Annotated in this window: 13 protein-coding genes; 7 read left to right on the forward strand and 6 right to left on the reverse strand. The window is 54.1% G+C overall.

The features are described from left to right. Window positions 1–321: 321 nt before the first annotated feature. Window positions 322–2,130, reverse strand: coding sequence for a SpoIVB peptidase S55 (locus tag LAO76_00415; GenBank protein MBZ5489377.1), 1,809 nt, complete (start codon window positions 2,128–2,130; stop codon window positions 322–324). Between the two features lie 126 nt (window positions 2,131–2,256). On the opposite strand from LAO76_00415, the gene LAO76_00420 reads away from it, so the two are divergent. Beyond that, window positions 2,257–3,498 carry a VWA domain-containing protein gene (locus tag LAO76_00420; protein ID MBZ5489378.1) on the forward strand — a complete coding sequence of 414 codons (1,242 nt, stop codon included), beginning with the start codon at window positions 2,257–2,259 and terminating at the stop codon, window positions 3,496–3,498. A 198-nt stretch (window positions 3,499–3,696) separates the two neighbouring features. Here LAO76_00420 and LAO76_00425 read toward each other — a convergent pair whose 3' ends face one another. Next, the gene (locus LAO76_00425) at window positions 3,697–4,422 is read right to left on the reverse strand and encodes a ZIP family metal transporter (protein MBZ5489379.1); all 726 of its coding nucleotides are present in this window, start codon (window positions 4,420–4,422) and stop codon (window positions 3,697–3,699) included. A gap of 224 nt (window positions 4,423–4,646) precedes the next feature. Between LAO76_00425 and LAO76_00430 the strand changes: the two genes are divergently transcribed. Beyond that, window positions 4,647–4,808, forward strand: coding sequence for a hypothetical protein (locus LAO76_00430; GenBank protein ID MBZ5489380.1), 162 nt, complete (start codon window positions 4,647–4,649; stop codon window positions 4,806–4,808). Window positions 4,809–5,011: 203 nt separating this feature from the next. Here LAO76_00430 and ychF read toward each other — a convergent pair whose 3' ends face one another. The 4 genes from ychF to truA all read right to left on the reverse strand — a co-directional run bounded on the left by ychF (window position 5,012) and on the right by truA (window position 9,232). Beyond that, window positions 5,012–6,097 (reverse strand): redox-regulated ATPase YchF, encoded by a 1,086-nt coding sequence (ychF, locus tag LAO76_00435; protein MBZ5489381.1) that lies wholly within the window; start codon window positions 6,095–6,097, stop codon window positions 5,012–5,014. Window positions 6,098–6,431: 334 nt separating this feature from the next. After that, window positions 6,432–6,905 (reverse strand): DUF4149 domain-containing protein, encoded by a 474-nt coding sequence (locus LAO76_00440; protein MBZ5489382.1) that lies wholly within the window; start codon window positions 6,903–6,905, stop codon window positions 6,432–6,434. Window positions 6,906–7,104: 199 nt separating this feature from the next. Then, window positions 7,105–8,076 (reverse strand): MoxR family ATPase, encoded by a 972-nt coding sequence (locus LAO76_00445; GenBank protein MBZ5489383.1) that lies wholly within the window; start codon window positions 8,074–8,076, stop codon window positions 7,105–7,107. A gap of 364 nt (window positions 8,077–8,440) precedes the next feature. After that, complete coding sequence (truA, locus tag LAO76_00450) at window positions 8,441–9,232, reverse strand: tRNA pseudouridine(38-40) synthase TruA (protein ID MBZ5489384.1); 792 nt, start codon at window positions 9,230–9,232, stop codon at window positions 8,441–8,443. Window positions 9,233–9,434: 202 nt separating this feature from the next. Between truA and LAO76_00455 the strand changes: the two genes are divergently transcribed. The 5 genes from LAO76_00455 to LAO76_00475 all read left to right on the forward strand — a co-directional run bounded on the left by LAO76_00455 (window position 9,435) and on the right by LAO76_00475 (window position 20,038). Continuing rightward, window positions 9,435–11,555, forward strand: a complete 2,121-nt coding sequence (locus LAO76_00455) for a TolC family protein (GenBank protein MBZ5489385.1) — start codon at window positions 9,435–9,437, stop codon at window positions 11,553–11,555. Window positions 11,556–11,779: 224 nt separating this feature from the next. Next, complete coding sequence (locus LAO76_00460; GenBank protein MBZ5489386.1) at window positions 11,780–13,768, forward strand: DUF3857 domain-containing protein; 1,989 nt, start codon at window positions 11,780–11,782, stop codon at window positions 13,766–13,768. Window positions 13,769–13,960: 192 nt separating this feature from the next. After that, window positions 13,961–15,901 carry a DUF3857 and transglutaminase domain-containing protein gene (locus LAO76_00465; GenBank protein MBZ5489387.1) on the forward strand — a complete coding sequence of 647 codons (1,941 nt, stop codon included), beginning with the start codon at window positions 13,961–13,963 and terminating at the stop codon, window positions 15,899–15,901. Between the two features lie 158 nt (window positions 15,902–16,059). Beyond that, on the forward strand, window positions 16,060–18,096 hold the full coding sequence (locus LAO76_00470) for a DUF3857 and transglutaminase domain-containing protein (GenBank protein MBZ5489388.1): 2,037 nt from the start codon (window positions 16,060–16,062) through the stop codon (window positions 18,094–18,096). Further along, a complete protein-coding gene (locus tag LAO76_00475; protein MBZ5489389.1) occupies window positions 18,077–20,038 on the forward strand; it encodes a DUF3857 domain-containing protein in 1,962 nt (653 codons plus the stop codon). Before LAO76_00470 ends, LAO76_00475 begins: the two co-directional genes overlap by 20 nt. Window positions 20,039–20,284 lie beyond the last annotated feature (246 nt).

The following is a 20,284-nucleotide window of genomic DNA, read 5'->3' on the forward strand; positions in this document are numbered from 1 at the left end:
TTTTCCTGAAATCCCGAGCGAAGGGAGGGATCGCTATTGTTATGAGAGATTCCAGGTCTCAATTCTGAAAGTTTTTATGCGTCATCCTGGGAACAAAGACCATTGGCGTTATAGGGTTCCCTCGCTGCGCTCGGGATTACAGAAAAAACGCAGACACAGCGACGGAGGTATCCCATCAGGAGATACCTCATCGATACAAGATAATTAAAAACAAAAGACATTACGCTTCACTCGGGATTCTCAAGTTTCTTCACAGCTATGTCCGGCAGGATCCCTCGCTACGCTTGGGACTTCAGAAAAAGCTGCGCTGCGGGATTTCAGTTACTTAATGCTGACGCTGATAATCTGTGCGCCGCTCACCACGTAGCCGACTGGCGTTGAAGCTTCGTTCACCGCCGACTCATTGAACACCACCATCTCCTGCGTGGCCCGCATGCCTTCCATCACGTTCATCACGGAAAGAGGTACTGCCGGCATGACCTTGTCTTCCACCGTGGCTTGCGGATTGGCCTCAAGCAAAGAAACATACAAGTGATCATTCAAATGTTCTTTGTTGATAATTTCGATGGTGGAATTCAAGTCCATCCGCCGACCCATGGCTGGAGTGGAGCGCCGCGCGCGATCCAGCGTTTCCGCGTCACTTACCAGGATGCGCAGAGAACCTTTAGGCGCTGAAGTCGGGACGCGGACAGGAATGCGCCGCACAATGCGGTCGCCGCGATAAGGCCGCAGAACGGCCTCAATCGTGATCTCGTCGCCGGGACGCGCTTCGGTTACGTCTGTGCGCGCGCTTTCCAGCACGGCAGCGCGACGTTCCGGCTCCAGGTCGAACTCAAGATTTACGCCGCTGACCGTAGGCGCTTCGAAAGGATTGTCATAGATGCGGCCAAAATGCTCACCCAGGGACATGGCCACAGAGTACGCCGTGGGATTTGCGTCCACGGGAGAGAACATATTGGTCAGCCGAACATCGGAAAATCCATTTACGTGGATGCGGCCATTCATGCGGTAGGTCGTCTCTTCACCGTATTGGTTCATGCCCATCAGAGCGTTGTAAACCGTGGTCATCATCATCACGGGCGTGAGCTTGGGATTGTTGAGGACCTCGTAGTGATACTCGCGCGGGCCGCTAGGGCCGTGAATGCTCAGCGTTACCGGAATCATCTTTGGATCGCGATCAAAGCGCCCCAGAATTCCGGTGTGGCGGTCCTGCACAAACGCACCAACAGCTTCAGTGGTATTGATGATCTTGAAAGCATTCAGCGGAGAAGAGAGAGTTGCCACCACATTGGCTTTCGTCATCGGCATATCCACCATGCCGAATTGCATGAGCGGATGGCCACAAGCCAAAAGATGGTCTTTATCCATGTATGTGACTGTGCAGGTTGCGGCCACGTCCATATCGCCCCGGACCATGATGGCGCTCACGGCAGAGCCCGGTACCAAAGGCTCAGGCTGCTTATCTTTGCTGGCGGAGCCGACGCCCATCACCGGCGTAATGCCGACCGCGGACAAAGCCGGCGCAAACTGCTTGATCGCGGCTTCATTAAATCCGTTGAAGACGAACGGTGCCTCGATGGGCGTCAGATACTGCGCATAGCTCTGGATCGGATTGCCGTCATCTTTGCCGGGCGTGCTGGTCCTTGATGCGCCAGAGAGACGCGCCGAGGTAGCTGCGCCACCCTGCGGGATGCTCTGATCAAACTCGTTGATCTCAAGCATCTGCTCAATGGGAGTCACGCCGGCGATCGGCTCTTTGGAGAACTGGCCGATGCGGTAGGCAATTGCGCCCAGCAACTTGCCGTCAATATAAACCGGGCTGCCGCTCATACCCGCGACCACGCCGGTGAACTCGGGCTTCTCGCCAACGAGCTTTACCAGCACCACGTCACTCTTGGGGCCGTTCAGGTTGCGAAGCACGCCAAGCACTTCCACTCCCATGGGTTCCGGCTGGGTCCCCTGGAAAACGGTGTAGCCAACCCCCTTCATGCCCGGACGCACGTCGTCCACCTTCATAATCTTTGTGGGGGCAGGATCTTTCTGGGCGGGCAGGCTGGCGGCGCGTGTCTGGGCATGGCCCAGGCTCATAAAGACGAAGAAGACGTTCAGCAATACAGCGGCTTTTTTCATACAACAAACCAGTGCTGCGAATACAATCTTACGAACTGGCCCTGCAGCGCGGGGAAAAATGGCTTCTAAAAAGCTGAGTTCGTGCATCTATACTAATGTACAAACTCATAAAAAGGCACCTGTCAAATGCGCTTAATACAATCATTTTGCTCCTCTCTGATTTCTAAGGTAAACGCCTGCCTGCGTGTCCCTGCAGTACTTATGTTGGTCTCCGGTTTGTGGCTGGCCAGCCCTGTAGCGCAGGCCCAAAGCGGGCAGGAACAGGCCAGTCCCACCCCCACACCCAAAGCCAACGCACCGGCTGAAGCAGGAGGGCCGCAGGGCGACATTGGCCCAATCGCTGTGCCCAAAAAGAAAGACGAGCCGCCGCCAAAAGACGATGCTCCCAAAGCCCCCAAGAAAGTCGAAGGGCTGGATAACTTCTCCATGCGCGTGGCTTCTCAGCTCGTCACCTTGGACGTGGGAGTTCTATCCAAAGACGGCAGCTTTATCCCCGGCCTGAAAAAGGAATATTTCAGAGTGCTGGAAGATAATGTCCCCCAGACCATTAGCAGCTTCACCCAGATCCAGGCCCCGATCACGGCAGTGATGCTGGTGGAATTTTCCAACAACCAGTACTTCTATAGCTTCCAGATCGATTCCATAAAATCGGCATATGTTTTTGCCCAGACGCTCAAAAAAGACGACTGGATCGCTATGATCTCCTATGATCTTAAGGCGCATATCCTTGAAGACTTCACGCAGGACAAGCGGGCGATCCTGGGAGCGGTGAACAGCTTGCAGCCCGGCATGGCCATGAGCCAGGAGACGAACCTTTTTGATTCGCTCTATGACACGATTGACCGGCTGGAGAATGTGGAAGGACGCAAGTACATCATTCTTATCAGCAGCGGACGTGACAGCTTCAGCAAGCACACCCTGGACCAGACCCTGAAGAAAGTCCAGGCTTCAAAGGACATTGCCATCTATACCGTGAGCACCGGCAAGGCCCTGCTGAACTATGCCGAGACGCACGGCCTGATGAGGTACCTGTGCCCCATCACTGAATTCAGCTGCAACATGACGTTTCTCCAGGCCGATAACCAGATGAAGACGTTTTCCAAGATGACTGGCGGAAAATGGTTTGAGCCGATTTTCGATGGCCAGCTACCTGAAGTGTTCAACGATATCGGCCAGACCATCCGGAACCAGTATGCGATTTCCTACCATCCCACCAATCACGCGCAAGATGGTTCTTTCCGCAAGATCAAGGTGGAACTGGTGGATGAAACCGGTCACCCGTTGAAGATGAAAGACGAGAAAGGCAAGGACGTTAAATACCAGATCATCGCGCGCGAGGGCTACAAGGCGAAGCAGCAGGTGGAGTGATTTTGTTTTAATCCCGAGCGCAGTGAGGGATCGCTACCCGTTCAAAAAAATATTGGGCCGCGAATGAACACGAAGTGCGCGAATCATCTGAGTTAGGCAGCTTTTGATTCGTGTCTTTGCGTGAATTCGCGGCTAGTTTTTTGTGCTGATAGGGTTCCCTCCCCGTTCGCTTCGCTCAGGGTCGGGATTTTCAAAAAACTAGTGGAAGTAGTGCCGCAACATCACCAGAAGTCCCACTCCCAGAAAAACGACCAGGGCAGTGCGAATTCCGGGGTCTTTGTTCACTTCAGGGATCAGGTCAGAAGCCGCAACGTAAAAGGTAACGCCGGCGGCAAGAGGTAACCCCGCAGTGAGGGTGCGGCTAAAAATGGTCATGGTGAGCACGCCCGCGACTGTTGCAAGACCTAAAATTCCAGAAGCCGCCCAGGCCACGGCCCTGCTGCGTCCGCTGGCAAGCATGATCGAGGAAGCGGTGAATCCTTCCGGGACTTTATGCAGGATGACGGCCAGAAAGATGATCCAGCCCAGCCAGCCGGAGATCAAAAAGCCGGATGCGATGGCGATACCGTCAAAAAACGTGTGGATCACTAATCCGAAAAGCACTGAATAGCTGCGCCGCCGATGGGCAAACTCTTCCGCGTGCGTTTCTTCTCCGAAATGGAAATGGCCGGTAACGGTATGTTCAAAGAAGTGGACCAGAAAATATCCCACCAGCATCAGCAGCGGCGCGTTTGCTCCGGCGATGGACATACTTTCCGGCAGCATTTCCAGAAATACCGTGCCCAGCATGAAACCCGCGCCCAGCGCCACGAAATAGCGCAGATAGCGGCGTTCCCAGTCTTTTTGGACGATGACGGCACCGCCCAGGCCATTGGCCAGAGCAGCAGTCAGGCCCAGCAGGATGCTAGTAGTGATTGGGTTCATGGATGCAATTCACCAGAATAGCAGAGTCGCACCGAGCCTCGTGGTTAGGAAATCCCTGGCGGCTGCCTTGACAGGTGTTGCCGCGAAAATTGTGTCCTGTTCCAAAACGGGCCAGCGGGAAAACCGCTTTGGCATCTGGGTAACATTACCGCAATTCTTGAGAGTTATAATTTCGCCAGCCCGGGTCATTTGGAGCGGTTGAATCTTTTCGAGAGAGGACCGTTATGACCGAACAGAGTAATAGAGTTCTTGCCCGCACGGGGGCGCGCATACTGACGCAAGAAGAAATGGCTCAAGTTGCAGGTGGCTTTTCAACTCCGATCATCACCACCGATCTTGTCACCAATTTCGGAACAGACTTTTCCGTTGACCAGATAGCAAATTAGTAATACCGCGATTGAACGCCCTATCCCCGACCCTGGAGGCCGGGGATTTCTATTGATTCTGTCGCTTTCGCTCCACACCGCTAGCGAGTTTCAAATGTGGGAAGTTCGCTTATGCTCCAGGTGAAGGGCGGCTCGACTTGCACGGGTCTCGCCGCCATTGCAACGGCAGTTTCAGAGTCGGCTTGAATAGATACAGGGGTGGCCTATCCGCTGTGGCGGATATGCATCACGTCGCCGTCCTGAACGATGTACTCTTTGCCTTCCAGCCGCAGCTGGCCTTTGGCGCGAGCATTGGCTTCAGAGCCCGCTTCCAGCAAGGTGTCCCAGTGAATGGTTTCCGCGCGGATGAAATGCTTTTCCAGATCGGAATGGATTGCGCCCGCGGCGTTCTGCGCGCGCGATCCCCGCGGCACGGTCCAGGCGCGGCACTCATCTTCACCAATGGTGAAGAATGAAATCACGCCCAGCAATTCGTAGGTCTTGCGGATCAGGCGTGTCAGGCCGCTCTCTTTGAGTCCGTAACTGGAAAGAAATTCCTGCGCTTCCTCGTCGCTCATGTCTGCGAGTTCGGCTTCGACTTTGCCGCAGATAGCCGTAGCGCCAGCGTTTTTGCGCGACGAGATTTCCTGTAGCCCGAATTTACTGACAGCTTTTTCCAGATCGTCGCCCAGGGTCTGCGATTCATTGACGTTCAGCACGTAGAGAATCGGTTTCTGGCTCAGGAACATGAAGCCGCGGATGCGCTTCTCGTCGTCGGCGGTGATTTCCATTTCGCGCAGGGGCAGCTCTTTTTCCAGATGCGCCTTGGCGCGCAGGATCAAGTCATTTTCCCGCTCAAGCTCCGCGTTCTTCATCTTCTTTAAATCTTTTTCCAGGCGCTCCAGACGTTTTTCCACCTGGCCCAGGTCGCTTACGATTAGGTCAAAGTCCACGGTCTTGGCGTCGCGCAGCGGGTTGATGTCACCTACGTGAGGGATGGAAGGATCGTCAAAGGCGCGCAGAACGTGGGCCAGCGCGTCCACGGTGCGCAGGGCTGTGAGGAAAGCCGTTTCCTTCAATGCTTCCTGGCCGATGGCGGCCACGTCAGCGTATTCCACCACCGCATGCGTCAGCTTCTTGGGGTTGTATTGGGCCGCAAGACGGTCGAGACGGTCGTCGGGGACTTTGGCGATCCCCAAATGCGCTTCACGGGGATTCGAGTGGCCGCGGGTTGATACGTCCACTTTGGTCAGAATTTTAAACAGCGATGTCTTGCCCACCTGCGGCAGGCCGATGATACCTGTTTTCATTTATTTGTCGCTTCGCTCCAAACCGCTATGCGGATTCGTGTTCTATAAGCTTTGTTTTGCGCCTGTTGCAGCGGGCTCAGCGCGTGGTCGGCTTCGCCCTCAATCTTGTCGCTTCGCTCCAAACCGCCAATGTGACTCGTGTTGGTAAACTCTGTTCTGCGCTTGTTGCAGCGGGCTCGGCGCGTGGTCGGCCTCGCCCTTATATGTTTCTGTTGTTAGAAATTTGACGCCAGGGAGTGTGTTGAGGCCCTATCAAGATTGTATCAAGTCGCGATGACGGGACTAAGGTTGAGCGAGCCAAAAGCCAATGGCCAAGAGCTGATTTTCCCATTTGCTAATTGCTCGAGTCGAACCGTCGCGCAGTCAAAATGACGATGCCAAGACCGAGGAAGAGAACGCCGCCTTCAAGGCGGGTGGACCATGCATGAAGACTGTCGAATTCGGCCCGGCCGAGAGACGATTCCATCATTGAAGGGCTTGATCGCAGCTCACGCATCCGTGGCGTGATCCCGAATTGCGAGACCATCGTGAAAGCAAGCATCAGCACAATAAAAATATGGCTCAAGGCAAACGGCCGGAGTTGAACATATTTCTGCCAGTTATAAACGAGTGAGCAAACCAGGAAAACCACGCCGGATATCAATCCCATCCAGTGAAGCTTACCCAGCGTCGCGTTCACAACGTCGCCCGCCAATTTAGTTGTTGGCAGGACGCCAAAAAGAGTCGGCGCCAGCACGAACGCAAAAAAGATAATCCCGCCGATCCACACGATTAGCGCCAGCAGCATGAGAAATCGAAGAAAGGACATGTTGGGAAAGTATAGCTGCTGTTCTGAAATCCCGAACGTAGTGAGGGACCCATATGGCCAATAGGATTTTGAGATGAAAAAATAAGAAGCGTCGCGGTTGCGCTCCAGAGCATTTCTGGCTATAGGGCTCCCTCACTGCGTTCGGGATTTCAGCAGCACATCTGGCTATAGGGCTCCCTCACTGCGTTCGGGATTTCAACTAAACCGGCACAGGCACCGACTGAACAATGTCGCGGAGAATATTGTCGCCCTGGTCGGATTTCTTCAGCGTGGAAGAATAACGGGCATTCACCACAACGCGATGCGAGAAGACCGGCACGACGAGCTGCTTAAAGTCGGCGGGCGTGGCGAAGCGGCGCCCTTCAAGATAGGCCATGGCCTGCGCGGCGCGATAGAGCATGAGCGATCCGCGGGGCGAGACGCCGAGCGAAAGCGTTTCAATCTCGCGGGTCTTTTTGACGATTTCCAGCGCGTAGTCGACGAGCGAATCGTCCACCTTCACCTGTGTGACTTCATCCTGCATGGCGATGATGTCCGCGCCGGTGGCGACGGGCTTCACGGAATCCAAGCGGGCTGCGCCAGCTTCAGAGCGCAGAATCTCGCGTTCGTTATCGCCTTGCGGATAGCCCATGCGGACGCGCAGCAGAAAACGGTCAAGCTGCGATTCCGGCAGCGGATACGTGCCGTGATGTTCAATCGGGTTCTGCGTGGCGATCACCAGAAAAGGCTGCGGCAATGGATGCGAATTGCCGTCCATGGTGACCTGGCCTTCATTCATCGCTTCCAGAAGGGCGGACTGCGTTTTGGGCGTGGTGCGATTGATTTCATCGGCCAGCAAGACATTGGTAAAAATCGGGCCGGCCTTGAATTCGAACTGGCTTTCTGACGCCGAGAAGACTGAGATGCCCAGCACGTCCGACGGCAGCATGTCACTGGTGAACTGGATCCGCTGAAAGCTGCAATCAAGCGCCCGTGAAAGAGCGTGGGCCAGCGTGGTTTTGCCGACGCCGGGTACGCCTTCAATCAGCAGGTGGCCGCGCGCGAGCACCGAGACCAGGGCCAGGCGCAACACTTCATCGTTGCCGCGGATGATGGTGCGCAGCGATTGCTCAATAGCCGCCGCTCGGGCGCTGGTGCTGGTGGTGGAAGACTTAATTTCAGTGGAAGCCATCGACTTGGGTTCTATTGTATCGCTGTATCGCACGCTAAGGAGTCCGTTTCCTTACCACTATGCGGTGATTCTCCCGGTTGCTCAAGCAACGAAAGGGCTGATACTTATGCCCAAAGTAACCTGAGAGCGGTCCTAAGTAGATCGCACGAGCGCGGGAAAATTGCGCGGTTTATGAGGGCGAGCAGTGTAGACGCGGAAGAGGATTTTTTGCGCGCGCTTCGCTGCATTGCGTCCCAGCAAGCCAAAATCGGGCCTGATGGGAGCAGCTGCGCGCGGGCCTGCGGCGCAAGGAAAGGTTTCCTTCGTGTCCTTGTGGTTAAAATCTTTTGGTTTTCTCCCTGCCTCAGTGTCTCCGTGGTGGATGTTAGTACTCAACGCTCACCAGGAACAGTCCGCTCGCTGGGGCGGTGGCTGCGGCGGCGGAGCGGTCACGGAGTTCAAGAATGCGCCGGACATCGGCGACTGAGAGGCTGCCTTTGCCGACCATGAGAAATGTTCCGACGAGGTTGCGCACCATGTGGTGAAGAAATCCGTTGCCGCGGACGGTATAGATCAATTCGTCGGCGTGGCGCTGCCATTGGGAGAGAAAGATGGTGCGGACGTTGTTGGGTTCAAGTCCGGCATTTGCCGCGAGAGTCTCTTGATCGGCTGCAAGAGTTTCTTTGCGTTTTTCTGGATCGACGGCGGCGAAGCTGGTGAAGTCATGCTCGCCTTCAACGAGGGCGGCGGCCTGGATCATGAGCGATTCGTTGAGCGGATAAGGATGGTGGTAAACATAGCGCGCCTGGAATGGAGAGCAAATTGCTCCACGATAGATGTGGTATCGGTAAGTTTTGGCGATAGCCGAGCGGCGCGCGTGGAATTCAGGCGGCATTTCTTCCGCGGCAAGAACGCGTATGGAGCGGGGAAGAATGTCATTTAAAGCGCGAACCAGGTTGTCGACCGGAATGGGAGAATTAGTGGTTACGGTGGCGACTTGAGCGAGCGCGTGGACGCCTGCATCGGTGCGGCCAGAGCCTTGCGGGAGAGTTTTTTCGCCCGTGAGGTGTTCGAAAGCGGACACCAGTGTCCCCTGAACGGACAGTCGGTCGGGCTGGACCTGCCATCCGGCGAAGTCGTGACCATCGTAAGCGAGCGTGAGTTTGAGATTTCGCAAGCCGGGTTCCCCCAACACTTTTTAACGCCTAAAGCAGCACTGAGCCGATATACTAACGGGTTTCCGCAACACTGACAGTTTCAGTCTGGAACCGCAAAGGGGGTTCCCGCGTATCTTGAGTGAGCAAAGGTGACGGAACCTGAAAATTACAGTCTCTATAAATTTATCAATCAGCCAGCTACATGAGATCTGGAGAAAAAGAATGTCTGTAGGATTTATCCGCAGTAATGCTAGAAAAGTAGTCTCGGTGGTGTGTTTATTGACGTTCCCGGCAGTCGCACAACAGGCGAATACCGGACTGACGATGCAGGCCATGCCGGTGGCGGGACAACAGTCCGGAAGCCAACAACCTGGCACTGCGACGCCGAATGCTCCCGAGCCAAAGAAGCTGCCGCAGCCAACGCATGTCGACTACTCCAGGCCGTCGCCGCTGCTTCCGAATCCATTCGCACGCTATATTCCGCGCGAGGTACCACCGCCATCGTTTACGAACGCGCCGAAGATCGAGCAGTTGATCCAAAACGGCAAGCTGCTGCTGTCATTGAATGACGCGATCGCCATTGCTCTGGCAGACAACCTTGATATCGCGGTGCAACGCTACAATTTGCCCATTGCCGATACTGACATCCTGCGCACCAAAGCAGGACAATCATTCCTGGGCACCAATACAGGCGTCGTACAAAATACTCCAGGCGGAGGTGTTGGTGGGGTAGGGTCCGGTGTCACGGGCGCCGGCGCGGGCGGCACAACAGCAGGTTCCGGTGGAGCAGGCGTCGGTGCGGGCGGTTTCGTCGGAAGCACCAGTGGCGCAGGCCCGCAGCCCGATAGCTTTGATCCTGTCATCAGCGGGACGCTCAGTTTTGAGCGTGCGGTCTTCCCTCTGTCCAACGCAGTTACCACAGGCACTGCCGTTCTCAACCAGAATACGACGACCGGCAACGTCAGCTACTCCCAGGGTTTTTCTCCCGGCACCGCTCTGACCGTGGGTTTCAATAACCAGCGTTTTACCTCCAACAGCGCGCGCAATTTTACCAACCCGGATTTGCAATCGAGCTTCCGGGCGCAGATTCGGCAACATCTTCTGCAAGGCTTTGGTCCATCGCTCAACACTCGTTTGATCCGGCAGGCAAAGAACAATAAGAAGATTACAGAAGAAGGCTTCCGGCAGCAGGTAATCGTTACGGTAAGCCAGATTCAGAACATCTATTGGGACCTGGTAAACGCCTACGAAGATTTCAAGGTAAAAGAGCGTTCGCTTGGACTGGCGCAAAAGACGCTTTCAGACAACCAGAAACAGGTGGAAATCGGCACGTTGGCGCCGCTTGACGTTGTCCGCGCTCAGAGTAGCGTGGCTACAGCGGAGCAGGACCTGATCATTTCCAGGACCAATCTGCAACTTCAGCAACTGGTAATCAAGAATGCCCTCACTCGCAGCCTGGCCGGCAATTCCCCGGTAGTGCAGGCTGACGTAATTCCCACGGACACAATTCAGATTCCGGCACAGGAGAACCTTCCGCCAGTCGATGATTTGATTCAACAGGCGCTGGCGAACCGTCCTGACTACAACCAGCAAAAAATCAACTTGAAGAATGGTGAAATCAATATCAAGGGCGCGAATAATGGACTTCTGCCCGTGATTGATCTTGTCGGTTTTTACGGCGCATCGTCGATTGCCGGCGTGCAAAACCCGCTGGGAACCTGCGCCGCGGGTCAAAATCCCGCTGTCAATCAGTGCCTTCTGCCCGGCACTGTTCCCACCACGGGATTCGGAGACGCCTTCACTAATCTCTTCAATTCCAGCGCGCCAGATAAAGGTGTCGCCATCAACATCCAGATTCCGTTGGGAAATCGTGCGGCGCAGGCCACGCAGGTCCGTTCCCGTTTGGAATTCAGGCAGTCTCAGTTGGCCTTGAAGTCGCTGGAAAACCAGATTGCGTTCACTGTCCGCAATGACGCTTTCACGGTCGAACAGAACCGGGCTCGCGTCGCGGCGGCGCAAAAGGCGCGTGAACTCGCCTCCCAGACTCTTGATGCTGAGCAGAAGAAGTACAATCTGGGCGCGTCAACGTATCTGGCAGTTTTGCAGGATGAGCGCGATCTTGCGGCGTCAGAATCCGCCCTTGTAGCGGCCATGACCAACTACGCAAAGTCCAAGGTCCTTCTGGATAGGGACACTGCCCAGACCCTTGAACGCAACAATATTAAGCTCGATGAGGCTGTCACGGGAGAGATCCACACAGAGCCAAATGTACCAGGCATTATTCCTAACAAGACCGCTCTTCAGGAAACCAACACTCCGGCGCAGCAGCAACCGCCGAAATAATATTTTTAGGTAATGGGTCTCTTAAAATTGCCCACTACCTACTTTTAAATCGTTGAACACCGCCGGCTGGCCTTTTTAGGCTGGCCGGTTTTATTTGTCGATCTTTACGTTGAAGATCCGCTCGCTTTCTCGTCGGTAAAACTCTGGAATTTGTGCAACAACCTGATATATATTCTTCCAACCCCCTTGTAACCCCCACCCAAGCTTTTGATGGAGCTGAATCCATGTCACGCCAGCAAGCCTTCGTGTTGCTTCTCCTGATCTCAGGATTGAGTGTCTTCGCTAAATCTAATGACAAGGGATATCCGGAAGGATGGTTGCCAATCACCCAGCAGGACCTATCGATTAAGGAGGTCCCTAATGACCGGGGTGCAGATGCTATCCAGCTCTACATGAGCTATTACAAGGATGATGACGCCAAATTCATTTCTGTTTACAAGCGCATCAAAATCTTGCGTGAAGGGGCGCTGCAACCGGGGAAGAGCCTGGTGGATGTGGAGATCACTCTTCAACCTGGACAATCGCTCAAAGAACTAGCGGCGCGGACCATTCACCCAGACCAGACGATTGTAGATTTTACCGGCAAGCCCTTTGAAAAAGTCATCATCAAGACTCGGGGAGTAAAGTTGGTAGCTCGGGCATTCACATTGCCGGATGTCACCGTAGGTAGCATCATCGAATATCGATATGTGATTGCATTGCCTCCTCGCGTAGTTAGTCCCATCTCAGCGTGGCCGATCCAGGGGGATCTGTTTACCCTGAAGGAGAATCTCCGCTTTCGTGCTTACCAGGGGCTTGTGATGGTGCCCAGTGAATGGAGAAGCGTCATCCCCAGGTCGAAGGTTTCTTATTCCTACCTGAACCAGATTGATCCTAATGTGCCGGAGAGAAAAGAAGGGAACCTGATGGAGCTTGAACTCCAGAATGTTCCCAAATTTGATGCCGAGGAATACATGCCGCCAGAGGACGATTTCCGGCCCGTCCTGTTGTTCTACTATGGCGGACGGGAAATGTCCTCTCCTGATAGCTTCTGGGATGAATGGCAGAAGTCGACCACAGAATACGTGGATAAATTCATCGGTAACGCTCGCCAAATCCACGACGCTGTCACGCAGGCCACAAGCGGTGAAACCGATCCCGAAAAAAAGCTGCGCCGGCTGTACACGCGCGCCCAGCAAATCCGGAATCTTACCTTCGAGCGGAAGCGAACAGACCAGGAGAATAAAGAAGAACATCTCAAACGCCATTCCAGCGCGCAGGAAGTTCTGCAACAGGGCTATGGCACGTCGTGGGAAGTCAATGCCACCTTTGCGGCCCTGGCTCGAGCAGCTGGTTTTGACGCCAATATGCTTGGTGTGTCGGACCGCGGGGAGCGTTCGTTCAATAAGGTCATCCTTTGGGCAGGACAGCTTGATTCCAGTGCGGTTATGGTCAGTTCGGGCGGAAAGGACTTCGTTCTGGATCCGGGGACCATGTTTTGTCCATTTGGACTTCTGCGATGGCGGAACAGCGGAACGAGCGCGCTGAAATATAGTACGAGTAATGGCGGTTTCATTACCACGCCGCAGGCCCAAAGTTCAGTATTGCGCCGAACAGCCCATGTTACGGTGGATAGCAATGGCAGCTTAAATGGTGAACTCTCCGTGGAGTTCAAGGGAGCAGACGCGCTGGAACACCGGCTGGAAGCGCTGAATCAGGACGATGCTGGGCGTCGCAAGGGCCTGGAGGATGAAGTGAAAGGATGGCTTCCCCAGGCGGCTGTAGTCAAGTTGCACGATTCCAAAGGCTGGGATTCGATTGACGATCCATTGGTGGCGCGATTTAAGATTGAAATCCCATCCTTCGCGTCACTGACCGGAAAGCGCTTGTTGTTGCCGGCATTTTCCTTTTCTACTCTCCAGAAGAATATGTTTCTCAGCCAATTTCGCCGCTACCCCATCAGCTTTCCTTCTCCATTTACTGAAGAGGATGAGCTGACAATGGAACTGCCTGAAGCTTACGCAGTGGAAGAGCCCCCTTATCGGCGCAAAATAGGTCTTTCCTATGCTGGATACGAAATTTCTTCTGAAGTGAAGGACCATGAGCTAACCACCGAGCGCGAGTTGAATTTCAAGGAAACCGAGTTACCGCCGGATAAGTATGAGGAGCTTAAAAACTTTTTCACCGTGGTCCAAAAAGGAGACGAGGGCCAGGCCGTCCTGCGGCGCGACTAGATCAAAAATTCCAGCATACGGAAATGACCGGAGAACCATTCTGGGCCGGCTCAAAAAATGGGCCAGAGACTCTGGTCAGATTGCCTTTCTTGTTATATAGTTTGCAAACAAAATCCCCCCTTAAACAGTGCTGAGGTGCTTGCGTTGAATCCTGTCCGGCTATGTCTATTATTTGTTCTTTTCACGGTTTTCGTGGCGCCCGCTCGGGCCCAGAAAGAAGACTGGCAACCCATTACTAAGCAGGATCTGGAGCTAAAACAGGTTCCCGGCAATCCCGGTGCGGATGCCGTCCAGCTTTACTATGCTGATTTCATCAATGATGAGCAGCAGACCGAATTCTTCTATGTCCGCATTAAGGTATTGAATGAAAAAGGAAAAGGCCATGCTGACGTGGAGCTGGTGGTACCGCCCGATGGATCAATTTCCAGCTTGAAGGCGCGCACCATACAGCCAGACGGAAGAATCACGGACTTTACCGGAAAACCGTTTCAAAAAATCGTAATCAAAACGCGGGGCGTAAAGGTTTTGGCCAAGGCATTTACCATGCCGGAGGTCAGCGTAGGCAGCATCATCGAATATAAGTATCACGTCGATTGGCCCGGCATCATTATCGACAACTCCTGGACCATCCAGCACGAACTCTATACCGTGAAAGAAAGCTTCCGCATGAAACCTTATTCCGGGGGGCTGGAAGGATTTGAAAATGGATATCAGGTAGCGGCTCTCTACTCGCACATGCCCAATAACATCAAGCCAGTACAGAAGAGCGGAGGCTATGAACTGGATGTTGAGAACATGCCGGCTTTTGAGTCTGAGGGGTATATGCCGCCGGAAGAAGATCTCAAGCCGCAAATGCGATTTTTTTATATCAGCTTGGCAAGTTCCACGCCGGATAAATTCTGGCAGGATGCCGGACGGCGATGGAATGATGAAGCGGAACGGTTCATTGGTAATCGCAAAGAGATTAGCCAGGCTGCTGCTCAGGCCATTGGCAATGAAACCGATCCCGAGCAGAAACTCCGCAAGCTCTATGCGCGAGCGCAGCAGATCAGGAACCTGACCTATGAGCGGGAACGGACCGAAGAGGAACAAAAGAAGGAAAAGCTGAAGTTAAACCAGAATGCAGGCGATGTTCTCGCCCGGGGCACCGGCTATCGCGACGACATAACGCGCTTGTTTGTGGCGCTGGCCCGCTCTGCCGGTTTTGAAGCCTCCATTGTGCGTGTGGGCGACCGCAAGAGCAAATTCTTTGATAAAGGGCTGCTTTCCAGGCGGCAGCTCGATACGGAGATTGCGGTCGTCAATCTGGCGGGTAAAGACATTTATCTTGATCCCGGAACCAGGTTTTGCTCTTACGGGTACCTGCGCTGGATTCGTACTTCTACCCAGGGCCTCAAGCTGGATAAAAAAGGCGGCGTTTTTGTCACAGCTCCAGCCGCAAGTTATGACAAAGCCACAACCCGGCGCAATGCGGAAATGGCGCTCGATAGAGATGGTAATTTGACGGGAACAATCACCGTGAAGTTTGAAGGCGGGGAAGCGCTGGAGCACCGTCTGGACGAACTGGATACAGACGAAGCGGGAAGGAAGGCAGACCTGGAAGATGAGCTGCAGGGCTGGCTTCCTACCGGGGCCATCATTAAGCTGACAAAATCGGAAGGTTGGGAAACCAGCGATGGCCCACTCATGGCAAACTTCAGCGTTGAAATGCCGGGGTACGCCTCCGCCGCAGGCAAGCGTTTTCTGGTCCCAGCTTATCTCTTTCAGGCCAGACAAATGGACGCTTTTAAGCATGTGGATCGTAAATACCCCGTCTATTTTCCGTACGCGTTTGGTGAAGTTGACCGGGTTAACATCAAGCTTCCGGATGGCTACACTCTGGAAAACACGCCGCAGGCGCAAACCGCCCGTTTAGGCTATGCGGGCTATCAGAATGTGGCGCAGTTTGATGGCAAACAGCTGGTCACCCAGCGGATATTGCAGGTGAATGGTATTTTCTTCAAGCTGGAACTCTATCCTGAAGTTAAGGATTTCTTTAGCAAGGTCCAGGCCGGCGACGAACAGCAAGCTGTACTGATCGGAGGCAGCGCTAGCCATGAAAGTGGGATACCTTCCCATTCCAACGCCCCATAGCAATATCATGTGAAGGGCCTTAAGTTTTAGAAGAACTTAACGCTAGACTGATGAGGAACTCTGGTAAAACCGGCAGTTTTGGTGTATATATCTTTACACTTCCCCCCTTGTGCCAATGGTGCTGCGCCCATTGAATTCAGTCTATTTGAGGTTTCAGGATGCGAATTGTACGTCCTTGTCTGCTGGTTCTTTGCTTTGTTGTTTCCCTTGCTTCTTTTGCCCAAAAAGAAGACTGGCTTCCAATCACTCCACAGGACCTGCAGTATAAAGAGGTTCCCGGAAACAAAGGCGCTTCAGCGGTAAGGCTTTACCATGCGCAGTACATCAATGACAACACAGCTTCGTGTTTTTTTTACGAGCGCATTAAGATCCTGAATGAAAAGGCGATCGCTGGCGGCAGTAGCTACGCGGATGTGGAGATCCCCATTCTTACGTTCGGAGACTTTGTAGAGGAGATCAGCGACCTCAAGGCGCGCACCATCAAGCCGGACGGTTCCATCGTGGAATTCAACGGTAAGGTGTTCGAGAAAGTTAGGTTTAAGGGACGCGGAATCAAAGACTCTGTCAAAGCTTTCAGTATGCCCGAGGTGAGCGTAGGCAGCATTATCGAATACAAGTACCGCGCCACCCTGAACATACCTGTTCTTGTCGATCTCAAGATTCCTGTGCGCGATGCGTGGGATATCCAGAGCGAACTCTTCACCGTGAAAGAGAGCCTCTACTATCAGCCCGATACAGGAACGCGCTACCAGAGCCCCACTCGGCCCAGTTTTGATTCCGGGGGCGAGCGCCTCAGCCAGATCATGCTCAACATGAAAGACTTCAGGGAAAAACTGCGTGAGAATGGCGCCGACAGAGGTTTGGAGTTGACCAATATCCCGCCGTTTGAATCTGAAGAGTTCATGCCGCCGGAGAACAATTTCAAGCCCAGCGTCATTTTCTTTACTGGGCGCGTAGGGAAAGTGGACGTCGACAAGGAATGGCTTGACTTAGGAAAACTGTATTACGAAGCGTACGAAAGATATATGGCCGCGGATAAAGGCGTGAAAGAAGCTGCCCTGAAGGCCATCGGTAGCGAGACCGAGCCCGGCATGAAGCTGCGCAAAATCTATGAGCGCGTGCAGCAGCTGCGCAATTTGACTTTCGAGCGGCCCCGCACCACTGAAGAACGGAAGGCGGAGCACATCCAGAGAAACAACAATGTTGGAGATGTCCTGGCCCATGGTTATGGTACTTTCGAAGACCTTACTCTTCTATTTGTCGCCATGGCGCGTTCCGGCGGTTTTGACGCTACTCCAGTGATGGTGCCCGACCGCAAACGCCGGTTCTTTGTCCGCGATTGGACCTCACAACGTCAGATTGACAGCGTAATTGCTGCCGTCAATCTCAACGGCAAGAGCATGTATCTGGAGCCGGGCACGCGTTTTTGCCCCTATGGCTTCGTCCGCTGGAACCATACCGAGATTGATGCGCTGAAGCTCGACCGAAAGGGCGGCACATTCATCAAGGCGCCTTCCATGGGCTATGACAAATCGGTCACCAGGCGAAACGCGAATATGACCCTGAGCGAAGACGGCGCCCTCAAAGGCACTGTCGTCCTTCAATTCACGGGCGCGGAAGCTCTGGAGCACCGCCTGGACGCAATTGATCGCGATGAAGCCGGCCGCAAGAAAGACCTGGAAGATGAAGTCAAGCAGTGGCTCCCCGGCGGTTCGCTGGTGAAGATGGACGCGGCCCAGGGATGGGAAGACGGTGACGCTCCAATCACAGCGAGCTTCAATGTGGAAGTGCCGAATTACGCCAGTTTGGCGGGCAAGCGGCTCCTGATCCCGGCATTTCTCTTCCAATCAAAGCAGAATCAGGCCTTTGCTCATGGCCAGCGCAAGTATCCAATCTATTTCCCGTATCCCTTCACCGAGAATGATACTGTCACCTTGCAGGTTCCAGCGGGATTTACGCTGGAGAGCATTCCGCAGAAGGAAGATGCTCAGCTGCCGTTTGCCCGGTACCAGAATGTGAGCAATTTTGACGGCATTAAATTTGTCAGTCAACGGCAGCTCGCCTTCAATGGGATTTTTTTCCCGGTGGAGAAATATTCAGAATTGAAAACGTTCTTTGGTAAGGTCCAGGCCGGCGACGAACAGCAGGCTGTATTGCACGTAGGAGGCAGCACCAGTGCTCAAAAAGGCAATTAGCGCAGCGTTTTTCTTTGCTCTCTTTTCATTTTCCAACGGCTTTGTTCAGGCTGAGGTCCCGGAATGGCTTCGTTCATTGTCTAGACAGCCGGCCAAGACCTACGCGGACGACGTAAATGCAGTGATTCTGCTGGACGATAATGTCACCACTGTAAAGGAAAATGGCGATATTGTGCGGCACGGCCGGCGCGTGATCAGGATTCTGCGGCCCGAAGGGCGGGACCAGGGCGCTTATGCCCGCTCTTACAATGGCGACTCCAAGGTCAACTATCTCCGCGGTTGGAGCATCACCAGCAAAGGCCAGGAGTACGAAACCAAGGGCTCTGATGTCTTCGAGTCGAACGTCAGCAGTTATGAGATCTATTCCGACGCCAAGGTCAAGGCCCTCCGCGTTCCGGGAACTGATGTGGGCACTGTGGTCGGCTTCGAGTATGAAGAGGCGGAGCATCCGTACACCTTCCATGACACCTGGTATTTTCAGGAAAGTGACCCGGTGGAGCGATCGCATTACGAACTGCACCTCGCCTCAGGTTGGCGCTTCCAGTCGCAGTGGATGAATCACAAGGAAGAAAAGCCGATTGAGGAGAATGGCGCGGTGCAGTGGCAGCTTACTGATATCCCACGCATCGAAAAGGAGCCACGGCAGCCGCCTCACATGGGCCTTGCCGGAGGCGCTGTATTCACCTTCTTCAACGATAAGATCCCAGGCAAGAGCTTCCGTAACTGGAGTGACATCGGGACTTGGTACACCGGGCTTTCTTCCGACGTTCGCAGCGCAAGCCCCGCCCTGTCGCAAAAAGTCCAGGAACTGGCGCCTGCCAGCATGCCGCTGATACAGCGTATCAAGGCTCTGGCCGGCTTCGCCCAGCATGATGTCCGCTATGTGGCCATTGAAATCGGAGTTGGCGGCTACAAACCGCACAGCGCGTCGGATATCTTTGCCCACCGCTATGGCGATTGCAAAGACAAGGCCACCGTGCTCAGCACCATGCTGGCCCAGATCGGCGTAAAATCCTATTACATTATTGTGAATGCCACCCGCGGTGTGGTCACTGGGAAGACTCCGGCAAATCCCGGGGCCTTCAATCACATGATCCTGGCTATAGCCCTGCCCGAAGCAAGCTATTCCATGCCGTTGTCTGCGCTCTATGAACATCCCAAGCTCGGGCACCTGCTAATCTTCGATCCCACCAATGACGTGGTGCCTTTCGGACAGATTCCGTATTACGAGCAGGACAACTATGGGCTTCTGGTGGGTGAGCAGGGCGGCGAGCTAATTCACATGCCGCTGAGCCCTCCGGAGGCAAATGGGGTCTTTCGCAGCGCCAAGCTCAAGCTCGTGCCTGACGGAACCCTGCAGGGTGAAATCGAGGAGCGCTACACCGGCTTCAACGCCATGATCGGCCGCGCATTTTTCCAGCACGAAACCGAAAATGATCGCAAGAAGATCATTGAGCGCCTGGTCGCGAATTCGCTCGGCAATTTCCAGCTCGACAAATACGAGCTGGTCAATGCCGATGACCTCGATAAGGATTTGATCATCCGGTTCAACTTCAGCGCGGCGCATTATGCCAAGAACGCAGGCTCCATGCTGCTGGTGCGCCCGCGCGTGCTCGGCGAACTGGCTGGGCCGTGGGACGCCAACAAGCCCCGGCACTACGCCTATGAGTTCCGTGGGCCTTTTCTCGATCGCGACACCGTGGAGATCTCGCTGCCGGAAGGCTTCAAGGTCGACGAGTTGCCCGATCCGGCGAAGGTCACGTTCCCGTTTGCCGAGTACGTCAGCAAGACTGAGAGCGGTGAGGGCGTGCTGAAATATACGCGTGAATACAAGCAGACGGCCAGCGAGGTCTCTCTGGAGCACATTGACGAACTCAAGAAATTTTTCAGCCAGATCAACCTGGATGAAAAAAACATGGCTGTGCTGAAAAAAGTGAACTGAGCTGGAACGGCGATAAATCTAAAATCAATTGGCAGCCGGCGAGGCTGCCAATTTTTTGCCGCGACCAGACAATCTTTTGGTTTTGTAAAGTTTCCGTCCCTGACTGAAGTAATCTTTTGCTCCTTGCCCCGCCTTTTCCGCATCTTCTATGATGGAGCAGGAATTCTCTATGGCAGATCACAACAAGAAGAAAGACCCCAGCGGCATTGCTGAAAGCCCCATCGCGGACGTTTTTGAAGGCCGCCA

The organism is Terriglobia bacterium (assembly GCA_020072645.1).
Taxonomy (GTDB): Bacteria; Acidobacteriota; Terriglobia; order Terriglobales; family Acidobacteriaceae; genus Angelobacter.

Excerpts from the sequence above, each read along its gene's own strand:
- LAO76_00415 (MBZ5489377.1), bottom strand. The coding sequence starts at position 2,130 with ATGAAAAAAGCCGCTGTATTGCTGAACGTCTTCTTCGTCTTTATGAGC.
- LAO76_00420 (MBZ5489378.1), top strand. The coding sequence starts at position 2,257 with ATGCGCTTAATACAATCATTTTGCTCCTCTCTGATTTCTAAGGTAAAC.
- LAO76_00425 (MBZ5489379.1), bottom strand. The coding sequence starts at position 4,422 with ATGAACCCAATCACTACTAGCATCCTGCTGGGCCTGACTGCTGCTCTG.
- LAO76_00430 (MBZ5489380.1), top strand. The coding sequence starts at position 4,647 with ATGACCGAACAGAGTAATAGAGTTCTTGCCCGCACGGGGGCGCGCATA.
- ychF (MBZ5489381.1), bottom strand. The coding sequence starts at position 6,097 with ATGAAAACAGGTATCATCGGCCTGCCGCAGGTGGGCAAGACATCGCTG.
- LAO76_00440 (MBZ5489382.1), bottom strand. The coding sequence starts at position 6,905 with ATGTCCTTTCTTCGATTTCTCATGCTGCTGGCGCTAATCGTGTGGATC.
- LAO76_00445 (MBZ5489383.1), bottom strand. The coding sequence starts at position 8,076 with ATGGCTTCCACTGAAATTAAGTCTTCCACCACCAGCACCAGCGCCCGA.
- LAO76_00455 (MBZ5489385.1), top strand. The coding sequence starts at position 9,435 with ATGTCTGTAGGATTTATCCGCAGTAATGCTAGAAAAGTAGTCTCGGTG.
- LAO76_00460 (MBZ5489386.1), top strand. The coding sequence starts at position 11,780 with ATGTCACGCCAGCAAGCCTTCGTGTTGCTTCTCCTGATCTCAGGATTG.
- LAO76_00470 (MBZ5489388.1), top strand. The coding sequence starts at position 16,060 with ATGCGAATTGTACGTCCTTGTCTGCTGGTTCTTTGCTTTGTTGTTTCC.